A 24,615-nucleotide genomic window follows, 5' to 3' on the forward strand; every position below is an offset into this window, starting at 1 on the left:
CGAAGCGGCAGCCGGTGTCTCATTCAGAACGTCGGTTGCCATGTGCTGGGATTCATTGTCGCTCTTGAGCATTCGGGCCAAATGCAGGTTCCAGGTCATGAATGTCGTGCTGCGGTTGGCATTGTGTCGCTACTGGGTCGCCATATTCGCGAGACACGCAGCGATCAGTAATCGCCGATCGGCAATTCGCCGATCAACAATTGCTCGGCGCGGGCAGGCCGCGGAAGCGCGCCTCGAGCCATCCGAGCGCCGACGGCACACCCAATACCGCGGTCGACAGATGGTCCGGAATGGGGACCATCTCGTATTGGAGCCGGACTCCCGCCGCGCAATACCGCCGGATAGTGCTGTCGACCGATGCCACCGGGACCAGTCCGTCGTCCACTGCGCGCCACTGGAAGATCGGCGTGGTGGGGATGCCGCCGTAGAGTTCCAGGCTGTTCTCCTCGAGCACCGCGAGTGCGCGTTCGTCGTCGAGAAGCGAAACCGAGGTAGCGAAGTCCATGACGCTGCGCCCCGCACCCGCCAGCAGGATGTCGTTGGTGCAACCGTTGGCGATCCGGTCGCGGAACGCCAAGCCGAACGAGTTCAGGTAATCGCTGATCGGCAATTGTGCCGGGTACTCCCGTTCCAGGCCGATCGCGGCCGCGAAGGCGAGGCCGAATGCCGCGTGCCGGGTGTAACCAAGACCTTCGATCATCTTGATGAGGTTCATCGGCACCCCACCAGCGGCGGCGCCGACGAGCGGCAGTTCCGGCGCGTAGGTCGGCGCGAGCGCGGCGGCCCAGGCGGTCGCCATGCCGCCGCCGGAGTATCCGAGCATAGCGACCGGACTGTCGGCAAGCCCCAGTTCGGCGACTTGTCGTGCGGCGCGAATGCCGTCGAGGGTAATCATGCCGCCGAGCTTCGCCGCACCATAGGCGCTGGTCGGGCCGAGGTGGTCGGGCAGGGCCACCGACCAGCCGCGCAGCAATACGGCGTTCAGCGCGGGTGCTTCGCGCACAGTCAGATTGGGGTCGTTGGTGTAGAGCACACGCGACACCGCGCACTGGGTGCCGAGGCCATTGATGATGTGCTGATAGGACAACAGCGGCGCGCCGTTGGTGCGATTCGCCGGAGTCAGGACGGTGGTGGTGGCCGCGATCGGCCTGCCCGCGGAATTGCTGGAGCGGAACTTGATCATTGTGATCGTCGCGCCCGGAAAGGTGAGTAGTCCTGGCATCTTCCGGACGGCGAGGACCTCGCCCGGCGCGGCGCGATCCAGGTCCGCCGGTGCGGCGTAGAACGGATCAGGATCTGGGGTCGGATAGATCGGTTGTGCGGCAGCCGACGGGGCAACCGCGAGAAGCACGGCTGCGGCGGTGGCAAGACCTAATCGAAGCATGGCTTTTCGTCGACCCCTTCATCAGTACGTGCTCTGCGGGACGTTGCTGAAGTCGAATGCTCCGAATACCGATCGCTGCGACCGGTGCCCGGACCTGGTCACTGTAGGGGACGAGCGGAAAAAGCCGCGGTTGCCGCGCGGTGGTGTCGTTCTCGCAGCTCACCACCGACGGCCGAGCTCAGCTGTCGAAGCTCTTGTGCGGAATGTCCACGGTCAGGCCACCATCCGATGACGAACTCCGCTCTCATCGAGTAGGCGGGGACTCGTCGCCGGCCAGGAACGCCACCAGCGCGGAGACCTCGGCCGGCTCGGCGGCGCGGCCGAGGGGAATCTACAGGGGCGTATCTGGCGACAGTAATTGCACGAGAATAAGCGAGAATGCGTTCTCGTTTGTGGTCAGCGGACAGCCGTTCGGGCGAGCTCGGCTTCGACGGCCTCGACTCGCTCGGTCGAGACGCCCCACGGGTGCTCGACACCGACCCGGCGATCGAGATCCCACAGCACGCATTGCTCGTTCGGGGCCGCTACGAGAGACCAGGCCACCACAGTGCGGCCGAGTTGCTCGGCCATGGTTCCGTGCGTACTGTCCGGCGGCCCGGCACCTTCGGGGAAGTGGTGCAGGAAACGGCCGTAGGCCCCCGCGCAAAAGTCGGAGTAGCGCTTCGTACACAGGATGAAGCCGTGCCACGCTTCGTCGACCGCATGCGAGGGCATGCCGATGACCTGGTCGTCGCGCAGGGCCGCGCCGCAGCAGAGCAGCCACTGCCGTAATCCCTTGTCCACCAGTTCCCGTGGCTGCCAGGGGCAGGTCTTGTACACGGCGTCGGGCAGTACCAGCGCGTCGACGGCGAAGCGGACAGCCGCCAAGTCGATCTCGCGCGACCGGCGGAAGCTGAATAACGCCACAGTTCACTGTACGTGCGTGCAGGTGTGCCGCTACGGTTTGGGTATGGCCGCACTCATCGTTGTTCTCCTTGTGCTGATGGTGCTGCTTCTCGTCGCGGCTCCGATCATCGTGGTGTTCGCTGTCGTTCGCTCGCAAAGCAACCGGTATCTGCCGCCGCCGAATGGACCATGGCGCGGATCCTGGGCCGGAGGGAGTTACGACAACAGCGGATCCAGTGACCCGTTCTGGGCCGCGGGCGGTGCCGGGCTGATCGGCGGGAATGATCCGGGTCAGCCGACGGGCTGTGGCGGGGGCGGGCATCATCATCACCACCACGGCAGTAGTTGTAGCGGGGGAAGTAGCAGTGGTTGCGGCGGCGGGAGTAGCTCCAGCTGCGGCGGAGGTAGCAGCTCCAGTTGTGGCGGAGGCAGTAGCTCCAGTTGTGGCGGTGGCAGCAGTTGCGGCGGCGGGTCCTGACTCGCGATTCGACCGCACTGAGCCGGGCGTCTATCCACTATTGCTGGACGTGAACGGCGAACCCGCCTACGGCACCCAGGCCCGGCTCGACGATGCCAGATTCCTGCTCAGGTCGAGTTGCCGCCGGATGCCTGGAGGTCGGCGGCGGCTAGCCGTTCTCCCGCGGCCGAGCCGATCGGGCGCATGCCGCCATCGAGTCGAGGCTGCTGTGGGCAGACCGTCAGCGGTGTGCACATCGTCCCGATCCGGACAATCGACGTAGTGCGCCCGGTCGGGCGTCGGCGCTAGGGTGCCGGGGTGGAAACTCTGCTCGTCGTCGTTATCGTCATCGCGGTCCTCGGCCTCGTCGTCGCAGTTGTGCACTTCGGCAGTCGGCCGCCCAAGGACGCCGAGTCATGGGATCGCGACGACGCCGAGGACTACGAGGCCGACTGGGACGAGGATTACCGCGACCGCTGACCCCGCTCGCTCGGGGTCAGCACCACCACAGCGATGGGCCGCTTGGTGCGCTGTTGATAGGCGCTGTAGCGACCCCGATTCACCTTGTCGACGATCGCCCAGCGCCGGGCGTAATCGGGATCGTCCGGCAGCGTAGATCGCGCCCGCACCGCCAGTTTCCGCCGCCCGACCTGGATCTCACACTCCGGTCGCGCCTTCAGATTCGCCAACCACCCCGGCGGTCGCGGCGAGCCACCATTGGACGCCGTCACCAGGTACTGTTCGCCGTCCCGCGCGTATGTCAACGCCGAGATCCGCTCTTTGCCGCTCTTGCGTCCCACGGTCCGCAACAGCAGCGTCGGATTTCCCAGCAACAGCCGATGCCCCACAAACCCACCGGAGTTCTCGTACACCCACTGATGCGCCTTCAGCACCTGCGTAAACAGATCAGCCATACCTGACCCTCCAGTAAGTTTCCGCCGCCAACCTTAGCCCACCGGCCCTCGGACTGGTCTCAACCCCACTCGACCCGGTAGCATGCCCAACGCTCGCGAAATCTTCGCGGCACGGGGCGGTAGCTCAGTCGGTTAGAGCCGTGGACTCATAATCCATTGGTCGCGGGTTCGAGCCCCGCCCGCCCCACAAATGGCCCGCTACCAGCGGGTATGGATAATTTAACAGCGGTGCCAGTCCAGAACTAGGTGCGCTTGCGGCTTTCGCGCACCACTACGGCTCCCCGCGCGTCGTATTCCACCCGCTCGAACGTGACGAAGCCCAGCTCGTTCAAAGCTTTCAGTGCGGCGTGCGAGTTGTAGTTCGTGGTCGCACCGGAGCTTCCCGGCACTCCCGTGGCCAATCCGATGAGTTGTTTCGGCGGCCAAAGGACGTTGTTGACAAGTACTGCATACAGCCGCGGCTTCCCCGGTGTCTGGTCACGGGTGGCGAGGAAGATCTGCTCATCACTGATCTGAACCGCATTGCCGCTGATCGTGATAGACGTCGAGAGAGCCATGGACAGGGATCCTGCCACAGGGTTGGCAGAATCGAATCCGGCGCCTCCAGGCCTTGGCGGCGCCCATCGACTCGGCCGGCGGGCCGAGAAGCGCCGACGAGAGCGCGGTGCGGCTGCCACCATGTGGCCCGATTTCGTCGTGTGCAAGATGCCATTGGTATCGGTCACCCTGCGCCACTTTTGCGAGCGATGATGACGCCGGCCGCGGTCGCCGACGGCCGCGCGAAGTATGCGCATGGCGTGGACCGCGTGGCACAGCGGCCCGAGATCGGCGGGATCGAGCTCGGGCCAGGTCGAATGATGCCGCGGGTGCGGTCGGCGGCGGCAAGGCCGATGAATCCGCGCACAATTCCATCCGCAACGGACTGGAAAAGTTATGAAAGTATCGTCCTTGTTGCCGAAACGGAAATAGAATCTCGCCCGGAACAATTTCGATCGGGCGAGAATCTACTGATGGCGATTCCGATCGGAGCGGAAATCTCCGTTCAGGTGGGTATCATGAACCGACGAGCCTGTCGGGGACGTCGGTGTAGGTGGCGCGCAGGAACTCGCCGAGACCCTTCGCCTGCGGGTCGGTGCGGGTCGAGGACGCGACACCGTCGCCGAGGAAGCCGACTATGACGAAATTGAGTGCGCGCAGATTCGGGAACTCGTAGCGACGGACCTCGAATCCTTGTGCATCGGCGACCAATTCGGTGAACTTCTCGGTGGTGAGATGGGAACGCAACCAGTGCCACCGCTGCTCGGTGTCGGTCCAGACTCCGACGTTCGCCTTGCCGCCCTTGTCCCCGGAGCGAGCGGCGACGACGGAACCCAGAGGTCTGCGTGTGCAGTGTCCGAAATCCTCTGTGGTAGTGGGCAATTCGGAAATTTCGGGGATGCCGCAGTATTTGTCGTCGGTCTGCGGGCAGTGTGGGATGGTTTCACGGGTGCCGTCAGCGTGAACGACGACATGGTCGATCTCGGTCGCGGGCAGCACAGTTGGCCAGTACACCCCGAATTCGCTCGCGGAGGTGGGCGGGGTGGTGGTGTGGAAGCCGGCGTAGCCGCCGACCGCCAATTCGAGCACGGCGTTGGAAAACGCGCGGTCGACCTTGGTGCGGTCGCGATCCTTGACGGTGACCCGCAGATGTGCCGTCGCCTGGCTGAACCGGACCGGCTCGGGGACGTCGTAGCGCAGCAGCTGCACGGCGACCTCGTCGAAGCGGTCGCGCCCGCCGAGGATGTCGAACAGCTCATCGACCGCCCAGCGCGCCTTCTCCTCGATGTCGAGCCCGGTGAGCACAAGGGTCATCGTGTTGCGGTAGCCGCCGATGTAGTTCATGGCGACCTTGAGGGTCGACGGCGGAGCAGTGCCTACGACGCCGGTGACCCGGACACGGTTCTTTCCGTCCTGGCTCACGTGGAGGCTGTCGAAATGGGCGACGACATCCGGGTTCAGGTAGACCGGTGAATCGACTTCATACAGCAACTGGGCGGTGATCGTGCCGGGCGACACCAATCCGCCGGTGCCGTCGTGTTTGGTGATGACGAAGCTGCCGTCGTGCGCCAGCTCGGCGATCGGCGAACCCGGGTAGCGGCGGTCGGTGATCTCGTGAATCTGGGAGTAGTTTCCACCGGTCGCTTGTGGTCCGCATTCGATGATGTGCCCGGCGGCGATCGCCCCGGCGAGGGCGTCGAAGTCGGTTCGAGACCAGCTGTGCCACCAGGCGCCGACTCCCGATACCAGCGCCGCATCGGTTACCCGCGGTGTGATGACGATGTCGGCGCCGCGGGACAGGGCAGCGGTGATTCCCCAACCGCCCAGATACGCATTCGCCGAGACCGGTTTCGCGCCCGCTTCGGCGAGGGTGATCCCTTTGTCGAGATGGCGCAACGGGTGACCGGCTGCCTGCAGCGCCGGGAGGCGATCGGTGACGTCATCGCCTTCGAGGTGCGCCACCGACAGCTGCACACCCGCCATGTGCGCGATCTCGCGTACCCGGGCGGCCAGTCCAGCCGGGTTCAATCCGCCGGCGTTGACCACGATCTTGATACCGCGCTCGGCGCACGTGCGGGCGACTTCGGCGAATTGCGTGAGAAAGGTTCTCGCGTAACCGAGTTCGGAATCCTTCTGTTTCGCCTTCCAGAGAATGAGCATGGTGAGCTCCGCCAGGTAATCGCCGGTCACCACATCGACCGGTCCACCCTCGACCATCGCGCGCAACGACGCGATCCGATCGCCGTAGAACGCGGAAGCGTTGCCGATGCGAACCGGTCGCCGCGGTGTCGTCGTGTCGGTCATGTCCAGATCTTCTTTCCGGGAGTGACGGCGGGACGGGCACGTTTGCGGCCCGGCGCACCGGCGAAGGCCTGCGCGATATCCATCCAGGACGAGGCGACCTCGCCGTGGATGATCAGTTCGGTGTCCTGGGCATGCCGTCGCTGAGTGACCACGAGAACGAAATCTCGCGCGGGTCCGGTGATCCGGTTTGCCGCATCGTCGGGTCCCCAGGTCCAGACCTCGTCGCGGTCCGGTGCGTTCAGCTCGACCCGCACCGGGTCGTCGGGAACAGGGCGGCCGTTGAGGCGATAGGCGAAAGCGAAGGTGCTCACGCCGAGATGAGCGATACTGCGTATTCCCGGGCCGACCGGGTGATCGACACCCACGGCGTCGTACACGTCCTGGCCGTGCGCCCACGTCTCCATCAGCCGAGCGGTGGCCGAGGATGCCACACTCATATCGGGGCCGAACCAGGGCAGTCGCCGACGCGGGTCCTCTCCGGCGAATGCCGTGATGAGCCGCGAACGGGAATCTATGAACCAGTTGAACAGATCGGCCGGCGCCATCTGCCGGTAGTCCTCCGCGACGCGGTCGGGGAAATCCGATCCGCGGCCGGTCAGGCGGGCGGCTTCGGACCGGAACCGGTCGGCATCGGTCAGGGCAAGCAGGGCGAAGTCATCGAAGAAGGCCAGATGCGATACCTGATCTCGGATAGCCCAGCCGACGGCGGGCGTCGCTGTCTCCCAGACCTGTGGGGGCGAGGAGAACAGGCAGTTGATGAGCAAGTCTCCCTCGCGCTCGAGGTCGTGCAGTAGTGCGGTGTAGTCGAGGGCCATTATTCTCCCTGCCATTTCGGAGTGCGCTTCTGGACGAAGGCCGCCATCCCTTCTTGGGCATCAGCGCTGGAATAGACGGGCGCCCAAATTGTTTCGGCGCGTTCGAAAGCGTCTTGCAATGGATGTTCCGCGGTGAGCGCCATCGTCCGTTTGCCCGCCAGAACCGACAGCGGCGCGTTGGCGGCGATCTGCAGCGCGAGCGCCTGGGTACGCTCGTGCAATTCATCGGGTTCGGCGAGTTGATTGACGAAGCCGATCTCGTAGGCGCGCTGCGCGGTCATCGGCGCACCGGTCAGCACGATCTCCATCGCCACCCGCCGCGGGATCATCAGCGGAAGTGGTGCGGCCCACGGCGATCCGCGGCCGACCTTCACCTCGGAGATCGCGAATGTCGCGGTGGTCGAGGCGACACACAGGTCGCAGGTCTGCGCGAGCAGGAAGCCGCCGGCGAAGGCCGCGCCGTTGACCGCCGCGATCGTCGGTTTCCCGACCTCGATGTTGCGTCCGAACTGTGGCACGAAATCGACCGGCGGGATCGTCAGTTTCGCCTCGGACATCTCCCTGAGATCACCGCCGGCGCAGAAGGCTTTCTCGCCGGCGCCGGTGAGTACGAGGACCTTGGCCTGGTCGTCGTGGTTGAACTGGCGTACGCCCTCGAAGAGCCCTTCCCGGACGGCTTGGTTGAGACTGTTGCGCGCCTGGGGCCGATTGATCGTCAGCCAGGCGATGGAGTCGCGAACCTCGTAGCGAACCTCGTCGTTCATCACTCGGCTCCGTCCTGGACGATGGCGAGCACCTGCCCGGACTCGACTTGCGTGCCTACGTCCACCGGCAATTCCACGACGACGCCATCCGCGGGCGAGCGAATGACATGCTGCATCTTCATCGCCTCCAGCACCATGACCGGGGCACCGGCCGAAACGGTCTGTCCCTCGGTCACTTCGATCCGGACCACCGTTCCCGGCATCGGCGCGAGCAGTGATCCGGCCTGCTGCGCTCGGCTCGGGTCGGGGAAGCGTTCCACCTCACGCAGTTCGGTGCCACCAAGGGCGCTGTCGACGAAATACGCTGTGCCGGTGGTCGCGACGCGATACCGCCGACGGACACCGTCGATGACGGCGTCGACGAGTTCGGCGGTCGTTTCGTTGAGAACCAGGGTGTGCGGTGCCCAATCACCGCAGCGGGCCGTGAGTCCGGTGCGGTCGAAGCGGTACTCGACGTCGATCTGTTCGTCGCCGCAGTGGAACGACACCGATTGCGGGGCACTGTGCAGCGTTCGGAAGCCGGAAGGAAGACCGGGCAGAATCGGCGACCCGGCACGCCGATCAGCCTGCGCGGCGAGCGCGGCAACCAGGGCGTGGACCCTGGCGACGGGTGCGGTGACGCCACGGCGCACCATCAGCTGCGCCGGGTCGTGCCGGTCGAGATAGCCGGTGTCGATCGCGCCGGCACGGAATTCCGGTTCGCGGAGAATGCCGATGAGCAGGTCCCGGTTCGTGGTCACGCCGTGCAGACGGGTCTCCTGCAGCGCCCGGGCCACCAGATCACAGGCGGTGGTGCGGTCGGCGCCGTAGCCGATCACCTTGGCGAGCATGGGATCGTAGTAGGTGCTCAGCTGCGAACCGGAGGCGAATCCCGCGTCGATCCGGACGCCCGCCAAGTCGGGGAATTCCATCGTGGTCAGCGTCCCCGAGGTGGGAATGAAGCCCGCCGCGACATCTTCGGCGTACAGCCGGACCTCTACCGCGTGCCCGGTCGGTGATACGTCGAGCATTTCCTCGGGGAGCGGCTCACCTGCGGCGACGAGCAGTTGGCCGCGTACCAGATCGATGCCGGTGACGAGTTCGGTGACCGGATGCTCGACTTGCAGACGGGTGTTGACCTCCAGAAAGTAGAAGCGACCGTCCGGTGCCAGGACGAACTCCACGGTGCCCGCGCCCTCGTAGGCCAGCGACTTGCCCGCGGCGACCGCGGCGCGGCCCAACTCGTCCCGCAGCGCGTCGTCGACCGCGGTCGACGGGGACTCCTCGATGATCTTCTGGTATCGCCGCTGGATCGAACATTCCCGCTCACCGAGGTGCACCACGTTGCCATAGCTGTCACCGAAAATCTGTACCTCGATGTGCCGTGGCGACTCGATGAACTTTTCCAGGAAGACCGTGCCGTCGCCGAAGGCGGAGGCCGCTTCGCGCCGGGCATCGCGCACCGCCTCGACGAGTCCGGCTTCGGCGGACACGATACGCATCCCGCGACCGCCGCCGCCGAAGGCTGCTTTCACCAGGATGGGAAACCCGATCTCCTGGGCCGCGGCACGCAAGCGTTCCGGATCTTCGTCCGACTCGGTCGCCACTGTCGTGCCGGGCAGGACCAGGACACCCGCGGCCGCCATCACGCGTTTGGCTTCGATCTTCGAGCCCATCGCGGCGATGGCCGCTGGGCTCGGACCGACGAATATCACCCCGGCTGCGGCGCAGTCGCGCGCGAATTGCGCATTCTCGGAAAGGAATCCGTAGCCGGGATGGATGGCGTCCGCCCCGGCTCGGCGGGCGGCGGCGAGGACGAGATCGGCCCGCAGGTACGTGTCGGCGGGGGCGGTGCCGGGCAGATGGATCGATTCGTCGGCCTGCAATACATAGGGTGCGTCGTGGTCGGCATCGGAGTACAGCGCCACCGTGGCGATGTCCATGTGCCGCGCAGTGCGGATGATCCGGGCGGCGATCTCGCCGCGGTTGGCGATCAGCAGTTTGGTGATCGAACGCCGCTGGAGGGTCGAAGACATACGTGTACTCACATCCTGAAGACGCCGAAGCCGCGGCGACCGGCGACCTCGGCGGAATGGGCTGCGGACAGGGCCATGCCGAGCACGGACCGGGTGTCGCGCGGATCGATCACGCCGTCGTCATAGATGCGCGCGGAGACGTAGAACGGGTGCGACTCGGCCTCGATCTGCCGCTCGATGGCGGCGGTGCGCTGCGCATCGGCCTCGACATCGAACTCTCGGCCCGCGGCGGCCGCGGCGGCCTTGCCGACGATGGACAGCACGCCCGCGAGCTGCTGGGCGCCCATCACGGCCAGGCGCGCGTTGGCCCAGGTGAACATGAAGCGGGGATCGTAGGCGCGGCCGGACATTCCGTAGTTCCCGGCGCCGAACGAGCCGCCGATGTTCACGCTGATGTGCGGGACGTCGCTGTTGGTTACGGCGTTGATCATCTTGGCGCCGTCTTTGATGATCCCGCCCTGCTCGTATTCGGTGCCGACCATGAAGCCCGTGACGTTGTGCAGGAAGATCAGGGGGGTGTCGGCCTGGTTGGCGAGCAGGATGAATTCTGTTGCCTTCTTCGCTTCTTCGCTGAACAGCACGCCGCGGGTGTTGGCGAGGATGCCGACCGGGAAGCCGTAAATCGAAGCCCAGCCGGTCGCGATACTGGTGCCCCAGTGCGGCTTGTACTCGGAGAAACGCGAGCCGTCGACGATACGGGCGATGACCTCGCGTGGGTCGAATGGGATGCGCGGGTCGCCGGACGCGATGCCCAGCAATTCCTCGGCACTGTAGAGCGGATCGTCGGCCGAAACCGACGGGCCGGGGCCGAGCTTGCGCCAGTTGAGGCGGGCCACGATGTCACGGCCGATGCGGATGGCGTCGGTCTCGTCGACGGCGAAGTAGTCGGCCAGTCCAGACACCCGCGAGTGCATTTCCGCGCCGCCGAGCTGCTCGTCGTCGGCGTCCTCACCAGTGGCCATCTTGACCAGTGGCGGGCCGCCGAGGAAGACTTTCGCGCCCTTGTCGACCAGTACCGAGTAGTCGCACATGCCGGGTACGTAGGCGCCGCCGGCGGTCGAGTTGCCGAACACCAGCGCGATGGTCGGTATGCCCATCGATGACATCTTGGTCAGTTCGTGGAAGATCCGCCCGGCGTGCACGAAAAGCTCTGCTTGTGTCGGCAGGTCGGCACCACCCGATTCGACGAGATAGACCACCGGCAGCCGATTGGTGCGGGCGATTTCCAACGCGCGCAGGTTTTTTCGCAACGTGTAGGGATTCATCGTGCCGCCGCGGACGGTCGGATCGTGCGCGATGATCATGCATTCGACGCCGGAGACCACGCCGACACCGGTGACGATCGCCGCGCCGACGTTGAACTCGGTGCCCCAGGCGGCAAGAGCCGACAGCTCCAGGAACGGAGCGTCCCGGTCGATCAGCAGCTCGATCCGCTCCCGGACGAGCATCTTGCCTCGATCGCGGTGACGCTTGGCGTACCGCTCGCCGCCGCCGGCGGCAGCCGATCCCAGCTGCTCCTGCAGGGCCGCCACGGCATCCGCCTGCACGCGATGGTTTTCCAGATACGTCGACGATGCGGTGTCGACCTCGGATTTGAGTACGGGCATCCGTATGCCTTTCGATTCCAGTGTCGCGATCACTCCCCCTGCGAGGATCGGCCAACCGCCGAGTTAGTGAATGGTCATATACTAACTCATGCGCCAACTCGGAGGAAGACGCCATTCGCTGCGGAAAATCTCCTGGTTCTCGCGCCATGTCCCGCGCGCTGGATGATGTAGTGATTTATGAGCAACTAGTGCTTGGCCATCGGCAGGACCTGCGGACCCGCACTGGGGCCACCGTCGACGAGTCGGCCGAACAGCCCGTGTCGCGCTTGTGCGTACTGCTGGGCGATGGTGTCGACCAGGTCGGCGACCGAGGTGATGGCATCGACGCCCGCCACACTGTGCCCGGCGCTCCAGGCTGTGCGGTTGCGCAGCAACCGTTCCTGCGCGAAGCCGGCCGAGTCGTCCGCGCCGGTTTCGGCTGCGCCGGATTCTGCTGCGTCGGGTTTTGCTGCGTCGTCGAGTGCCAGCCAGCTGGCCAGCAGGCTGGCGGGAATGCCGCCGACGCGGGTGGACAGCCGCACATCATCGAGAGTCGACCCGATCAGGGCGGCTTTGTAGTCGTCGCCGGCATTGCTCTCCGACGTCGCGATGAACCGTGTTCCCAGGTACGCCAGGTCGGCGCCCAGGACTTGTGCGGCGAGGATCGAGGTGCCGTCGCTGATCCCCCCGGCGAGCACGATCGGTCCGTCGAAGTAGCGCCGTACCGCGCGCACGAAAGCGAAGGGGTTCGCCCATCCGGTCTGTCCGCCCGCTCCGGCAGTGAGCAGGACGAGCCCGTCCACGCCTGCCTCCAGCGCACGCTGCGCGTGCGTCACGCCGGCGACGTCGGCGAAGACGAGGCAGCCGATGTCGTGCAGCGGTGCGATGACCGGCTTCGGCGACCCGACGCTCGTGATCACCAATTCGACGCGGTGTCGCACCAGGCAGTCGAGATCCGCGCGCAGGCGTTCGTTCGTCCGATGCACCACCAGGTTCGGTGCTACCGGGGCGGCGCGGCGGCCGCTGCCGTCGAGGGCGGCGTGGATCTGGTACAGCCAGTGGTCCAGTTGGTCGGTGCTGGCGGCGTTGTGGGTCGGAAACGAGCCGACGACCCCGCTGCGGCACGCCGCGATCACCAATTCGGGCCCGGACACAGTGGTCATGGGGGCGGCGATGGCGGGGATGGTCAGTCGCTCGGAGAGGATACGGGGAAGCGCCATGAGGAAAGTAAATCACCAATCACATTGGAGCATGCCTCGCCGTATGGCGGCATCGTGCTCTGGGCGGGCCTCCCACGCGGCTGCGATCTCCTATCGCCCAGGTCCCCATAGCATTGACTTGACACCGTGATGTGTATCACTGATCATGGGGCGGTAGTAAATCGCGCAACACATATTTAACACAGCGCGGGAAGAGAACAAGGTATCAGGAGTGGCTCTACACGAAACCGGACGTCGAGCGGGAATCCGGGTCGGCGGTCAGCGATCTCGAGAAGCTCAGCGATCTGGAGAAACAACGCGGGCGCCGGAAGTATCGAGCCCGCAGTTCGCCACGCTGGTGCACCGGATCTCGGAGCTGAACGCGCGGGTGAGCGAGCTGGCCACGCAGGCGACGAAGGGGTACGCCGACGGCCCGGATACGCAGCTGCTCGGGGAGACTCTGGAGCGTGTGGCCCGCCGCCTTGCCGTAGTCCGTGCCGGGTCGCTCGATACGAACGATCTGTGCGAACTGCTCACCGATGTCAGCGCGGCGCAGTCGACATTGCGAAAGCACACCTTGACACAGCCGGGTTACACACCCGCGCGCATCTTCGAAGCATTCGCACGCCTCCGGCGAAAGGCCACCGCCGAGGAGGTGCTCGACGCCGCGCCCGCCGAACTCTGCGCGACCGCCGGCTTCGATCGCGCGATGATCTCGGGTATCCGCGGTTCGATCTGGGCACCCCGAATGATTTTCCTGGCCGAAGGCCACGATAGCCGCGTCAATCGCGAGCTCAGTGACTACATTGCCGATCTGGAGATCCCCTTGTCCTCGCCGATGGTGGAAGCGGAGGTCGTGCGCCGTCGCCTGCCCGCTCTGGTCCTCGACGCACAGCATGAGATACGGACCTTCCGTCCTCTGATGGAGGCGTCACGAACGCGCGAATACGCGGTGGCGCCAATCGTGGGCGAGGGTGCGGTGCTGGGGCTGTTGCATGTGGATACCTATCTCTCGCGCCGACCGCTCACCACGGTCGACCGAGACTGTCTGCGGACCTTCGCCGAGGGTGTGGGCGTGATCTACGAGCGGGCGGTTCTCGAGCGTCGCCTGGCCCGCCAGCGCGAACATCTGGCGCAGGTGTTCCGGGAGGTCGAGCAGATCGTCGACACGGCAGCCGATCAGCCGGTTCGGCTGTCCGGTCCCGTGTTGCCCGGCGCTGCCGCGGTAGCACCCGACAAATGCACAGCGCCCGAGATCTCCGCCCGGCCGGAACCCGTCGGCCTGTCCCAGCTCACCGCGCGCGAACGGGAGGTGCTCGCACTGTTGGCCGGCGGCGCGACGAACGCTCAGGTGGCGGACCGGCTCACCCTGGCCGAGAGCACTGTGAAATCCCACGTGAAACATATTCTGCACAAACTCGGCGCGCCGAATCGTGCCAGCGCCATCGCGCGGTATATGCGCGCCAGGAAAAACGAGTGGCGGAGCTGACGAATGGCGATTGTGATGGCGAGCGATGTGGCCGGCACCAGTTCGGTCGGCGGCATTCGGCAGGTTTGGCGGCGGCGGGAGGGGGAACTTCTCGCCCGGCTGGCCCTGCTGCGGGACGAGGTTTTCGAGGCGGCAGGCGCGGCGGCTGCCTTGCCGCTGGAGGATTCGGACGGCGCGTGGCGCTCGGCTGAGGCCGTCGCGAACCTGATCCATTTCTGTATCGCGCGGCTACGCGACGTCCGCAGCGCCGATACCCTCGTCGCCGAGCAGCTGTGCGGGTTGATTCTCCAGCTCCAGCAGCTTGCGATGGACCTTTACCTGCACGACACCGGTCAGCGCAGTCAGCGCCTCGCCGACTGCGCCGCGGGGCTGAGCCGGTTGCGGACCATCCCCGACACGACAGCGCTGCTGGATGTGGCCTGCGCGGAGATCGTGCTTCGCTGCGGGTTCCACCGGGCCGTGCTCTCCCGCGTCGAGGGCCGGTCGTGGCGACCGTCGATGGCGCACTTCGGCCTGGACCGCGCGGCGAATTCCTGGTTCGTGGACTGGGTGAACCAGAGGATTCCGCTCGATTCGCGGGCTCCCGAGGCACAGTTGCTGACCGAGCGTCGTCCGTCGCTGGTGTACGACACCGCCGAGGCCCCGGTATATCGGCCGATTATGGACGCCGGGCAGTCGCGATCGTATGTCGCGGCCCCCATCCTGCACGGTGACGACGTCCTCGGATTCATCCACGCCGATCACTACCCACTGACGCGCCGTACCGACGAGAGCGACCGGGATGTGCTGTGGGCCTTCACCGAAGGCTTCAGTCACATCTACGAACGAGCAGTACTGCTGGAACGGCTGCATGATCATCGTGATCGGGTCCGCGATGTCATCGCGGCCGCCGTGGACCGCATGGATGTGCTGTGTGAGTCGGGAATGGACGTTGCGCGCCAGCGCCGATCCGACGGCCATGAACCCGAGCCGATTCTGTATCCGGCCGGGTATGGAAACGTAGCGGATCTCACCGAGCGGGAGGCGGCGGTATTCCAGCTGATGGTCGCCGGGGCCACCAATCGCGCCATTGCCGATCATCTGGTCATCACAGAGGGAACGGTGAAATCGCACGTCAAACACATTCTTCGGAAATTCGGCGCGGCCAACCGTGCCCAGGCGATCGCGTGGTCGTTCGCCGGCGAACGGGCGCCGTATGATTCGGCTCTTTCGGGTGACCGACCTCCCGCTCCGGCTGCCGCACAACGGAGCAGTCGCTGATTCGACGGAAGGTGTCGCAGCACCGGAACCCAGCCGGCCGGCCAAGGGGTTATCGGTTACTCGATCCGATCAGTCGTTGAGTTCCTCTGATAGGGCAGTTGCTCGCCGATGCTGCGTGCCGGTGGCATGCGTACCCAAAGCATTCCAGCAGCTTATTGTGAACGGTCATACGGCCAGCACGGCCCGTGCGGCCGCGGCCAGCAGTTGGCGCAGGCGGTCCTCGGGTAGACCGGTGTTGTGGAACAGTGTTGACTGTATCGCGCCGATCGCGGCGTGGACGAGGGCTCGGGCGTCGGCGTCCGAGAGATCCGCGCGCAATTCGTCGAGCAGATGCACCCACTCCTCGAGGTACATCCGCTGCTTGCGCCGCAGACGGCGGCTGTCCTCGTCGGGCAGGTTGTTGATCTCGTTGTGATAGACCTGCGCCAGTTCGCGATCGGACACAACGAAGTCGACCTGGCCCTCGATGAGCCGGTCGAGCGCCTGCGGCAGGTCGTCGACCGTCTCCACGATGCGGTGTTCGTCGCGCAGCAGGTTATCGATCGCGCGGTCGAAGAGGGCGACCAGCACGGCGGACTTGCCGTCGAAGTGGCGGTAGATGCCCGACCCGGTGATGCCCGCCGCTTGGCCGATGTCCGACATCGACACCGCGTGAAACCCCTTGCGCGCGACCAGGTCGGCGGCGGCGGTCAGGATTCGGTCCTTGCGTGCGGGGTCGCGGACCCGGGGCGGTGGCCCAACCTCGCCGATCGTCTGCTCGATGATGGTCTACCTCTCCGATCCTGTCGACGGCAGTTGTCATCATGTTAGTCGTCGTTGACTAATTATGAAGTCTTTGCCGAAGGAAATGATAATCAGGCGGCCGTGACCCAGTCAGGTAGGGGCTGGTCGACCGCAGCGACCGGCTTGTCCTGTCTTCGGTAAACCATCATTAACGAAATTGGGCATCGGCTCGGTGGCTTGCCGCACCTTGTCCCGGTCGATCGGCGCCGGCTTCCCACATTCTCATCCGGCTTCCGGGGCGGGGCGATCGGGCGGACCCGGACCCTCGGGCCCGGCGTAGCCCGGTGTCTGCGCGGACCGGGACGGATCGGGGGGAGCGCGCAGTGTGGCCGGCGGCAGGTACTCGCCGACCAAGCGGCGGGTCCACCAGGCCCCGGTGCGACGGCGTTCCTCGCGGGTGGTGAAACGGTAGACGTACAGCAGGATCCGCAAGTACTTCGGCGGTTGCCGAGGGAACGGGTTCGCCGCCAGCAGACGCAGGGTGGCCCGGTCGCCTTCCAGCACTTTGACCACCATCGACAGCAGCCAGGCTTCCGCGTACATCGGTGACATCGCCGCGAACCAGATCAGCCAGTCCAGGCGTAGGTGATACGGCGCCACCTGCCGCGGGCGCCGGGTGAGGGTTCCGGGTTTGGCTTTGAATTCGTATGCCTGCCACGTCGCGTCCGGCCCCGGCTGCTCGTCGGTGCCCTCGATGACCAGCTCGAGCCGCGTGCGGGTGACATGTCCGAACAAGCCGTAGGTGTTGCCCAGATACAGCCGGTTGAAGGCGGCGTTCATCACCTGGTGCCGCGATGCCATGTTGCGGACCGGCGCCCAGCTGAGCGCGATCATGGCGAGCGTCAGGATCGTCGCCAGGATCGTGAACCACATCGGCCCGTCCGGCGACGGGGTCGGCTCGATGGGGAGCAGTGCCGCGAGGAACCGCCCGTCGAGTGCCAGCGTGGCGAGTGCGATCGTGAGCAGATTCAGCCACGCGAAGTTCCCGCTGATGATCAGCCACAGCTGCGTCACGATGATGATCCCGGCGGCTACCGAGGCGACCGGCTGGGGACACAGCAGCCCGAACGGCACGATCAGCTGCACGGCATGGTTGCCCACCGCTTCCAGGCGATGGATCGGCTTGGGCAGATGGTGGAAGTACCAGCTGAACCGGTTCGGGATCGGCTGGGTTTCGTGGTGGTAGCAGAGCGCGGTGAGGTCGCGCCACGCCGGATCGTTGCGGACCTTGATCAGGCCCGCTCCCACCTCGAGCCGCACCAGAAGCCAGCGCAGCAGCAACACGACGGCGATCGGTGGGGCCGTGGCCGCGTTTCCCAGGAAGATCGCCAGGAAGCCGGCCTCCAAAAGCAGCATTTCCCAGACGAAGCCGTAGAACGCCTGCCCGGCATTGACGAACGACAGGTACAGCACCCACAGCACCGCCCACGCGGCCATGGCCACCGGCAGCGGCGTCCTGTCGAGCAGACCGAGCACGACCGCGCCGGACAGCACCACACCCAGCGCGGCCAGAGCGGCGGCCAGCCGGTCGGAGTAATGCAGATGCAAGAGGCTGGGCGAGCGCCGGAACCCCGCGGCCCGCAGATATCGCGGCGCGGGCAGCAACCCTCGATCACCGCACAGCGTCGGGAATTGGGCCACGGTCGAGATGAACGCGATGAGGTACACCAGACCCAGCAGCCGCTCGAAGACCAGCCGAGCCAGCACATAACCGGAGTCGTAGAACCCGAACACCGCCGGTCGCTCACGTTCGCTACGAAACTTCTTCTCAATAAAGGCAAACGCCCAGAGCGGCCATATTCTTTCCGATTGCTATACGGGAGCAACAGCTACGGTTCGAACTGACAGCACTCAGCCCACCGCCGCCCATTCGTGTTCCAGCACCTCGCTCGCCGCCCGCTCGCCCGAACGGACGGCGCCGTCGACCCAACCGCACATCACGGCGGAACTCTCCGTTCCGGCCCAATGGATACGGCCGCACGGTTCGCGGAGGGCATGGCCGAATTGGGTGAGCACGCCGGTGGGTGCGTGGCTGAGCATCCCGCCGCCGGAGTAACGCTCGATGCTCCAGTCTTGCTCGATGTAGTCGATGGGGGAGCGAGCCCGATCGCCGAACCGGTCGCCCAATTCGCTGAGAATCGCCGTCCTTCGTTCGGACTCGTCGAGCTTTCCGATCTGCCGCGCGATGGGTCCCTCCACGATGACGCACAGGACTCCGGGGCGCCCGGTATTCGTGCAGGCGTCGATGGTGATGGTCGCGGGTGATCCCGGCGCGGCCGACTGACCCGACAGCCCGTCCCGGCGCCAGAAGGGTTCGTCGTACACCACGGCGATTTTGATGATCGAACCGCTCGGCATGCGCTGGTGCAGGAACGATCGATCGACCGGCAACATCGGCTCGTAGAGAATCTGGCTCGCGACTGCCATGGGGACGGCCACGATCGCTCGACGTGCGCGCACGCTCAACTGATCGGTCCGAACGGTGACTCCGTCAGGGTCCTGCTCGATGCGCCGGACGGGCTGCGAGAGGCGGATCGAGTCGCCGATCGCAGCGGCCATCGGCCGGTAGATGGCTCCCATGCCCCCGACCGGGCGGGCATCCTGCGCGCCGTCCCGGATGCCGAGGACGAAGCCGGGGCCGCCGCCCGAGGCCATCTGATAGAGCACGAACAGCAACGAGACCTCCGAGGCGGCCGAGGTATAGCAGCCGGAGATGGCGGTCTCCAAAAGGTCGTGGGCGGGCTTGGACAGGACGTTGCCATCCAGCCACTGCGCCAGGCTGACCTGATCCCACTTGTCGGCCTTCTTCGCCGTCCACGGAGCTTCGAGCGGAACCGATTTGCACAGATGTCCCAGCTCGAGCAGCACCGCGCCGAGATTCATCGCCGCCCAGGGGCTCATCGTCCAGGGGATGGTCCCGGTGTAGCGGTGCTGCTTGCCGTCGACCACCATCATGGCCGCACCGTCGGCGTACTGCTGGTAGCTCGGTACTCCGAACTCGGTCATCAGGGCCTGGATCCGGTCCTGCCCCGGCCCGATCCAGGCGCCGCCGCGATCGATCCAGGACCCGTCCGGACGGACTTCGGTGAACGTCCGCCCGCCGAGCCGGTCGCGCGCTTCCAGCACAGCCACCGATCGACCTGCCTGTTTCAGCCGCAGTGCGGCGGTCAAACCCGCGAATCCCGCGCCGATCACGCAATAGTCGACGTCCGTCATGGCAAGCCGTCCTCGTGTTGGAGTTCTGCGCGGTGCCGTCCGTGGGTCGCGCAGGTCGCGCACCAAGCGCCGCACCCCCGGCGCCATCCCCTCGGCGCCATCCCCCCGGCAATGGGTGCGATCAGCCTTCGATCAGGCATTCGAGTCGAATATCTGGCAATTCTATAGCAAATCCGCGCGCCCGGACGCGGTATGGTGGCGAGACGGGTTCGGCTCGGCAAGCCCGGATTCCGTGGGTCGGCGTAGGCGTCGACGAGTTCCCTTTCTTCGAGCCGTTTGCGATACGCAGGTCCTGGAATCTGTATAGCCTCAGAGGGGTTCTTGTCCGAAAGCTCGGAATTCGGATGGCGACGTTTCCGTCCCCGGTTTTCGTCCTCGAGGGCGCAGCCGATCCGCCCATGCAACGCATGGTTCGCCGATCGCTGACTGCTCGGCCGGGTCGCCCTTCCGCGGTCCCCGCCACTCTCCGATGGGGAAGCTGCGGGTTTCAACCTTTCGAACTTGAAAGTTCGGCGAGGCGAACATTATGATCTGGGTGCATGAAGGTTCGGCTGTTCCGTTTGCTTGCTCCGCCCCCGCGCCGGTTGGTCGCGGCGGCCGCCGTGGGCGCTCTGTCATTGGCCCTCACCGCCTGCGGGGTAGGTGAGGCCGAGCGTAACGATCGCCCCGTGGTGCTCACCACGTTCACTGTGCTCGCCGATATCGCGCGGAACGTGGCCGGCGACCACCTGACCGTCGAGTCGATCACCAAGGCGGGCGCGGAGATCCACGGTTATGAGCCGACTCCCGGCGATATCAAGAAGGCGGCGAAGGCCGATCTGATCCTCGACAACGGCTTGAACCTGGAGGCTTGGTTCGCCCAGTTCGTCTCGGATGCGCGCGTGCCGCACGTCGTGGTCAGCGAGGGCGTCGCGCCGATCGGCATCCGCGAGGACGCCTACCAGGGCAAACCGAACCCGCACGCGTGGATGTCGCCGCAGAACGCGCAGATCTACGTCGACAACATGGTGCGTGCCTTCGGCGCACTCGTACCCGAGCACGCGGCCGATTTCCGCGCCAACGGCGAGCGGTACAAGACCGAGCTGGGCAAGGTGCGCGATGAACTCGTCAGCACCCTGAGCGCGCTGCCCCCGAACGAACGCGCGTTGGTGAGCTGTGAGGGCGCGTTCTCCTATCTGGCTCGCGATGCCGGTCTCACCGAGAAGTACATCTGGGCCGTCAACGCCGAGCAGCAGGCCACGCCTCAGCAGATCGCCTCGGCGATCGACTTCGTCCGGCAGCACCAGGTGCCCGCCGTGTTCTGCGAGTCCACCGTGTCGGACGCGCCGATGCGGCGGGTGGTCGAGGCCACCGGGGCCGCGTTCGGCGGCGTGCTCTACGTCGATTCGCTGTCGGAAGCCGACGGCCCTGTGCCGACGTATCTGGCGCTGCTGCGTCACGACGCACAGACGATCGGTTCCGCGCTGACGGGACGCAGGCCATGAGCACGCCGGCGATCGAGGCGCAGGGCGTCACCGTCCGCTACGGCGACGTGCTGGCGCTGGACGGGGTCGACCTCACCCTGGATTCCGGCCGCGTCTGCGGTCTGATCGGCATGAACGGCTCGGGCAAGTCGACATTGTTCAAGACCATCATGGGTCTGGTCCAGCCCGACGGCGGGAGCGTGCGGATCAACGGCGGTCCGCCGGTGGCGGCGCGGCGGGCCGGCATCCTCGGTTATGTGCCGCAAAGCGAGGACGTCGACTGGAGCTTCCCGCTCTCGGTGCGCGACGTGGTGATGACCGGTCGTTATGGCCGCCTCGGGTTCACCCGCCGCGCGCGCAAGGCCGATCGCGAGGCCGTCGCACACGCGCTGGAGCGCGTGGAGTTGACCGACCTCGCCGACCGGCAGATCGGCCAGCTCTCCGGCGGGCAGAAGAAGCGCGCGTTTGTGGCACGCGGCTTGGCCCAAGGCGCGACGGTGCTGCTGCTCGACGAGCCGTTCGCCGGCGTCGACAAACGCTCGGAGGCCACGATCACCACGCTGTTGCGTGAGCTCGCCGCCGACGGCGCGACGATCCTGGTGTCGACGCACGACCTGCACGCCCTTCCCGGCCTCGCGGACGAGGCGGTCCTGCTGATGCGCTCGGTGCTCGCGCACGGCGATCCCGATTCGGTACTGAAACCGGAGAATCTGGCCAGGGCGTTCGGCCTGGATGTGATGGACCGGGTGTGAATCCGGCGGAATGCGAGACTGGACAATGAACCTCACCGAATTTTTCGTCGACCCGCTGCGCTACGAATTCATGGTGCGCGCGCTGGCGACCACCGTGACGGCAGCGGTGGTGTGCGCGGTGCTGTCGTGCTGGCTGGTGCTCATCGGATGGTCGTTGATGGGGGACGCGGTTTCCCATGCCGTCCTGCCCGGCGTGGTGCTGGCCTATATCCTCGGGCTGCCGTTCGCGGTGGGCGCGATCGTCTTCGGCTTTTTGGCGGTAGCGCTGATCGGCGTGGTGCGGGACACCAGCCGGATCAAAGAGGATGCCGCCATCGGCATCGTCTTCACCACGCTGTTCGCCTTCGGATTGGTGCTCGTGTCGGTGACGCCCAGCCAGACCGACCTCAACCACATCGTGTTCGGCAACCTGCTCGGCGTCAGCCGCGCCGAGCTGGTGCAGGTCGTGCTCCTGGCCGCGATCACTCTCGCCGCGTTGATCCTCAAACGCCGCGACTTCACGCTGTACGCCTTCGATCCCACCCATGCGCACGCCATCGGTATCAGTCCCCGGCTGCTCGGCACCGCTCTGCTCGGCCTCCTGGCCTTGACGGCCGTGGTGGCCCTCCAGGCGGTCGGCGTCGTTCTCGTGGTGGCCATGCTCATCATCCCCGGTGCGACCGCCTACCTGCTCACCGATCGTTTCGGCCGGATGCTGATCATCGCCCCGACGGTCTCGGTAGTCTGCGCCGTGACCGGCCTGTACGTGAGCTACCACCTCGACACCGCGCCGGGCGGCATGGTCGTCGTGGTCCAGGGCCTCGCCTTCACGGCGGTGTATTTGTTCGCGCCCCGCCAGGGTGTGATCGGGCGGCGCCTTTCAGCGGCACGTCGGCAAAGGAGTTCTGCTTTGGCGCCCGCCGGCGACTGAGGTACTGCTCGGCACTCGCCCTCTCCATCGCCGTGCACCCCCAGCCGGAAACCTACAGCTGCCGGATAACCCGGCACGGATTACCCGCGGCGAAAACATGCTCCGGTAGATCCCTGGTGACGACGCTTCCCGCACCGACGACGGTATTCGCGCCGATCGTCACGCCGGGGCAGACGATAACGCCGCCACCGAGCCACACGTTGTCGCCGATGGCAATCGGAGCGGCGGACTCCCAGCGTTGGCGGCGCAGTTCGTGGTCGTGCATAGGATGCAGGGCCGTCAGTAACTGGACGCGGGGACCGATGGACACGTCATCGCCGATGATGACAGGGGCGCAGTCCATCACGATCGCGTCATAGTTCAGAAAGCTGTTGCGGCCCAGGCGGATCAGATGGCCATAGTCGCACTGGAAGCGCGGCATGATCCAGGAGCCCGCACCGATGGCGCCGAGTAGCTTCTCGAGGATCTCGCGGCGTTGCTGATCCTCTCCCGCGCGCGTCGCGTTGAACTGATCCAGAAGTTCCTGGCAGCTCCGGCGCTCGGCGATCAGGTCCGGATCGTTGTCACGATAGAGTTCTCCGCGCAACATGCGGTCCTTGTGCGTTGTCATGTAAGCGATCCTGTCCGAGACCGAGGCAGGGTATCAATGCCGAAACCAGGATGCCGGAGGCGTGCACGGCTGCTGATCTCCTCCTGCGGCTGGATGCGATGATGGTGTCTTGTGGTGGATTACACGGCGGTTTTCGATCGGGTCAGGGGTTCTCTACTGGGTGGGGCGATCGGTGACGCGCTCGGGTGGCCGATCGAATTCCTGCGGCTGGAACAAGATTCGCGAACGGTATGGCGCGCAGGGAGTGACAGGTTTTCTCCCGCAGCATGCCGAGGATGCGCCGCAGCAGATTACCGATGACACCCAGATGACGTTGTTCACCGCGGAGGGGCTGTTGCGGTCGGTACCGGGCGCAGACCCGGTGCCGGCGCTGCGCCGAGCGTATTTGCGTTGGTTGCAGACCCAGCTTCAAGAGGAGCCCGCGGCACAGGCGGATGGCTGGCTGGCGAGCCTGCCATTTCTGTACGCGGTGCGCGCGCCGGGCGACACATGCATGTCGGGGCTCGGCCGGCAGGCGTACGGATATCTGGCACCGGATGTTATCGGGGCTGCCGGCCCGGTGAATCCGCACTCGAAGGGATGCGGCACGGTGATGCGGTCCGCACCGTTCGGACTTGCCGGGGTGGGACCTGATCATGCGTTCACGGCGGCCGCACGGGCCGCGCAGCTGACCCACGGGCATCCGACCGGATATCTCGCCGCCGGTGCGCTCGCTGCGTTGATCGATCGCGTGGTGAGCGGGGACGAGCTGCCGATCGCGGTGCAGGAGACGGTCGCTCAGCTCGCCGCCTTTCCCGCGAGTGCGGAAACCGTGGCCGCACTGAGCCGAGCCGTCGAGCTGTCCGAGCAGCCGGCTGCCCCGGAACAGGTCGAGCAGGTCGGCGCGGGATGGATCGCCGAGGAGTGCCTGGCCATCGCGGTGTACTGCGCCCTCTACGCCGCGAGGACCGGCGATGTGCGCGGGGCGTTGCTGCTGTCGGTCAATCACTCCGGTGACTCCGACTCCACCGGTGCGGTTGCCGGCAACCTGATCGGCGCGGTCCATGGCGTCTACGCGCTGCCGATGGAGTGGGCAAGTGTGGTCGAGGGCCGTGATGTGCTGGTCCAAGTCGCCGACGACCTCGTAATGAACTTCGGCCTCGGCGACCGGTCCGCGCTCGGTGCGCGATACCCGTTCGACGAGGGTCTTTGAACCAGGCGGCGCCCGCCCACCGTGCCGGCAGCCGTTCGCCCACGCATCGAAAGATGCACTGGGGAACGGGGTTCAGGCAT

Annotated in this window: 22 protein-coding genes and 1 tRNA gene; 9 read left to right on the forward strand and 14 right to left on the reverse strand. The window is 66.0% G+C overall.

Annotated elements, in window-relative coordinates; genetic code table 11:
- Positions 1 to 193: 193 nt before the first annotated feature.
- Positions 194 to 1,384, reverse strand: a complete 1,191-nt coding sequence (locus ACT86A_RS01535; protein ID WP_445090135.1) for a lipase family protein — start codon at positions 1,382 to 1,384, stop codon at positions 194 to 196.
- Between the two features lie 396 nt (positions 1,385 to 1,780).
- Positions 1,781 to 2,290, reverse strand: a complete 510-nt coding sequence (locus tag ACT86A_RS01540) for a UCP032817 domain-containing protein (RefSeq protein WP_445090136.1) — start codon at positions 2,288 to 2,290, stop codon at positions 1,781 to 1,783.
- A gap of 754 nt (positions 2,291 to 3,044) precedes the next feature.
- Between ACT86A_RS01540 and ACT86A_RS01545 the strand changes: the two genes are divergently transcribed.
- Positions 3,045 to 3,206, forward strand: coding sequence for a hypothetical protein (locus ACT86A_RS01545; RefSeq protein WP_445090137.1), 162 nt, complete (start codon positions 3,045 to 3,047; stop codon positions 3,204 to 3,206).
- Here ACT86A_RS01545 and ACT86A_RS01550 read toward each other — a convergent pair.
- A complete protein-coding gene (locus tag ACT86A_RS01550; RefSeq protein WP_445090138.1) occupies positions 3,191 to 3,640 on the reverse strand; it encodes a nitroreductase/quinone reductase family protein in 450 nt (149 codons plus the stop codon). The two genes, ACT86A_RS01545 and ACT86A_RS01550, sit on opposite strands and share 16 nt — an antisense overlap.
- 113 nt (positions 3,641 to 3,753) lie before the next feature.
- Between ACT86A_RS01550 and ACT86A_RS01555 the strand changes: the two genes are divergently transcribed.
- Positions 3,754 to 3,827, forward strand: a tRNA-Ile gene (locus ACT86A_RS01555).
- Positions 3,828 to 3,882: 55 nt separating this feature from the next.
- Here ACT86A_RS01555 and ACT86A_RS01560 read toward each other — a convergent pair.
- The 7 genes from ACT86A_RS01560 to ACT86A_RS01590 all read right to left on the reverse strand — a co-directional run bounded on the left by ACT86A_RS01560 (position 3,883) and on the right by ACT86A_RS01590 (position 12,881).
- The gene (locus ACT86A_RS01560) at positions 3,883 to 4,197 is read right to left on the reverse strand and encodes a hypothetical protein (RefSeq protein ID WP_445090139.1); all 315 of its coding nucleotides are present in this window, start codon (positions 4,195 to 4,197) and stop codon (positions 3,883 to 3,885) included.
- A 496-nt stretch (positions 4,198 to 4,693) separates the two neighbouring features.
- Positions 4,694 to 6,481, reverse strand: a complete 1,788-nt coding sequence (locus tag ACT86A_RS01565) for an acyclic terpene utilization AtuA family protein (protein WP_445090140.1) — start codon at positions 6,479 to 6,481, stop codon at positions 4,694 to 4,696.
- Entirely contained in the window at positions 6,478 to 7,296 is an 819-nt protein-coding gene (locus ACT86A_RS01570) for a TIGR03084 family metal-binding protein (protein WP_445090315.1), read from the reverse strand. Before ACT86A_RS01570 ends, ACT86A_RS01565 begins: the two co-directional genes overlap by 4 nt.
- Entirely contained in the window at positions 7,296 to 8,060 is a 765-nt protein-coding gene (locus ACT86A_RS01575; protein ID WP_445090141.1) for an enoyl-CoA hydratase/isomerase family protein, read from the reverse strand. Before ACT86A_RS01575 ends, ACT86A_RS01570 begins: the two co-directional genes overlap by 1 nt.
- Positions 8,060 to 10,075: an acetyl/propionyl/methylcrotonyl-CoA carboxylase subunit alpha gene (locus tag ACT86A_RS01580; protein WP_445090142.1), complete on the reverse strand. Its 2,016-nt coding sequence runs from the start codon at positions 10,073 to 10,075 to the stop codon at positions 8,060 to 8,062. Before ACT86A_RS01580 ends, ACT86A_RS01575 begins: the two co-directional genes overlap by 1 nt.
- An 8-nt stretch (positions 10,076 to 10,083) precedes the next feature.
- The gene (locus tag ACT86A_RS01585) at positions 10,084 to 11,682 is read right to left on the reverse strand and encodes an acyl-CoA carboxylase subunit beta (RefSeq protein WP_445090143.1); all 1,599 of its coding nucleotides are present in this window, start codon (positions 11,680 to 11,682) and stop codon (positions 10,084 to 10,086) included.
- Between the two features lie 185 nt (positions 11,683 to 11,867).
- Positions 11,868 to 12,881 carry an NAD(P)H-dependent flavin oxidoreductase gene (locus ACT86A_RS01590; RefSeq protein WP_445090144.1) on the reverse strand — a complete coding sequence of 338 codons (1,014 nt, stop codon included), beginning with the start codon at positions 12,879 to 12,881 and terminating at the stop codon, positions 11,868 to 11,870.
- 211 nt (positions 12,882 to 13,092) lie between these two features.
- On the opposite strand from ACT86A_RS01590, the gene ACT86A_RS01595 reads away from it, so the two are divergent.
- Together ACT86A_RS01595 and ACT86A_RS01600 are read left to right on the forward strand one after the other, a co-directional pair.
- Positions 13,093 to 14,349: a LuxR C-terminal-related transcriptional regulator gene (locus ACT86A_RS01595; protein WP_445090145.1), complete on the forward strand. Its 1,257-nt coding sequence runs from the start codon at positions 13,093 to 13,095 to the stop codon at positions 14,347 to 14,349.
- A gap of 3 nt (positions 14,350 to 14,352) precedes the next feature.
- Positions 14,353 to 15,609 carry a LuxR C-terminal-related transcriptional regulator gene (locus tag ACT86A_RS01600; RefSeq protein WP_445090146.1) on the forward strand — a complete coding sequence of 419 codons (1,257 nt, stop codon included), beginning with the start codon at positions 14,353 to 14,355 and terminating at the stop codon, positions 15,607 to 15,609.
- A gap of 165 nt (positions 15,610 to 15,774) precedes the next feature.
- On the opposite strand, the gene ACT86A_RS01605 is transcribed toward ACT86A_RS01600, so the two are convergent.
- The 3 genes from ACT86A_RS01605 to ACT86A_RS01615 form a co-directional block, all read right to left on the reverse strand.
- Positions 15,775 to 16,374, reverse strand: coding sequence for a TetR/AcrR family transcriptional regulator (locus ACT86A_RS01605; protein ID WP_445090316.1), 600 nt, complete (start codon positions 16,372 to 16,374; stop codon positions 15,775 to 15,777).
- 240 nt (positions 16,375 to 16,614) lie between these two features.
- Entirely contained in the window at positions 16,615 to 18,126 is a 1,512-nt protein-coding gene (locus tag ACT86A_RS01610) for a lipase maturation factor family protein (protein WP_445090147.1), read from the reverse strand.
- 117 nt (positions 18,127 to 18,243) lie between these two features.
- Entirely contained in the window at positions 18,244 to 19,608 is a 1,365-nt protein-coding gene (locus ACT86A_RS01615; protein WP_445090148.1) for a flavin monoamine oxidase family protein, read from the reverse strand.
- 539 nt (positions 19,609 to 20,147) lie between these two features.
- On the opposite strand from ACT86A_RS01615, the gene ACT86A_RS01620 reads away from it, so the two are divergent.
- Genes ACT86A_RS01620 through ACT86A_RS01630 form a run of 3 tightly spaced genes read left to right on the forward strand, consistent with a single transcriptional unit; the run spans position 20,148 to position 22,733 of the window.
- Complete coding sequence (locus ACT86A_RS01620) at positions 20,148 to 21,092, forward strand: metal ABC transporter substrate-binding protein (RefSeq protein WP_445090149.1); 945 nt, start codon at positions 20,148 to 20,150, stop codon at positions 21,090 to 21,092.
- Positions 21,089 to 21,823, forward strand: a complete 735-nt coding sequence (locus tag ACT86A_RS01625) for a metal ABC transporter ATP-binding protein (protein WP_445090150.1) — start codon at positions 21,089 to 21,091, stop codon at positions 21,821 to 21,823. Before ACT86A_RS01620 ends, ACT86A_RS01625 begins: the two co-directional genes overlap by 4 nt.
- 25 nt (positions 21,824 to 21,848) lie before the next feature.
- Positions 21,849 to 22,733, forward strand: a complete 885-nt coding sequence (locus ACT86A_RS01630; protein WP_445090151.1) for a metal ABC transporter permease — start codon at positions 21,849 to 21,851, stop codon at positions 22,731 to 22,733.
- Positions 22,734 to 22,785: 52 nt separating this feature from the next.
- Here ACT86A_RS01630 and ACT86A_RS01635 read toward each other — a convergent pair whose 3' ends face one another.
- The gene (locus ACT86A_RS01635; protein ID WP_445090152.1) at positions 22,786 to 23,343 is read right to left on the reverse strand and encodes a sugar O-acetyltransferase; all 558 of its coding nucleotides are present in this window, start codon (positions 23,341 to 23,343) and stop codon (positions 22,786 to 22,788) included.
- 114 nt (positions 23,344 to 23,457) lie between these two features.
- Here ACT86A_RS01635 and ACT86A_RS27530 point away from each other — a divergent pair, with 114 nt between their 5' ends.
- Together ACT86A_RS27530 and ACT86A_RS01640 are read left to right on the forward strand one after the other, a co-directional pair.
- Positions 23,458 to 23,643: an ADP-ribosylglycohydrolase family protein gene (locus ACT86A_RS27530; protein WP_508104357.1), complete on the forward strand. Its 186-nt coding sequence runs from the start codon at positions 23,458 to 23,460 to the stop codon at positions 23,641 to 23,643.
- Positions 23,588 to 24,535: an ADP-ribosylglycohydrolase family protein gene (locus ACT86A_RS01640; RefSeq protein WP_445090153.1), complete on the forward strand. Its 948-nt coding sequence runs from the start codon at positions 23,588 to 23,590 to the stop codon at positions 24,533 to 24,535. Before ACT86A_RS27530 ends, ACT86A_RS01640 begins: the two co-directional genes overlap by 56 nt.
- Positions 24,536 to 24,615 lie beyond the last annotated feature (80 nt).

It is taken from the genome of Nocardia glycosmidis (assembly GCF_052545115.1).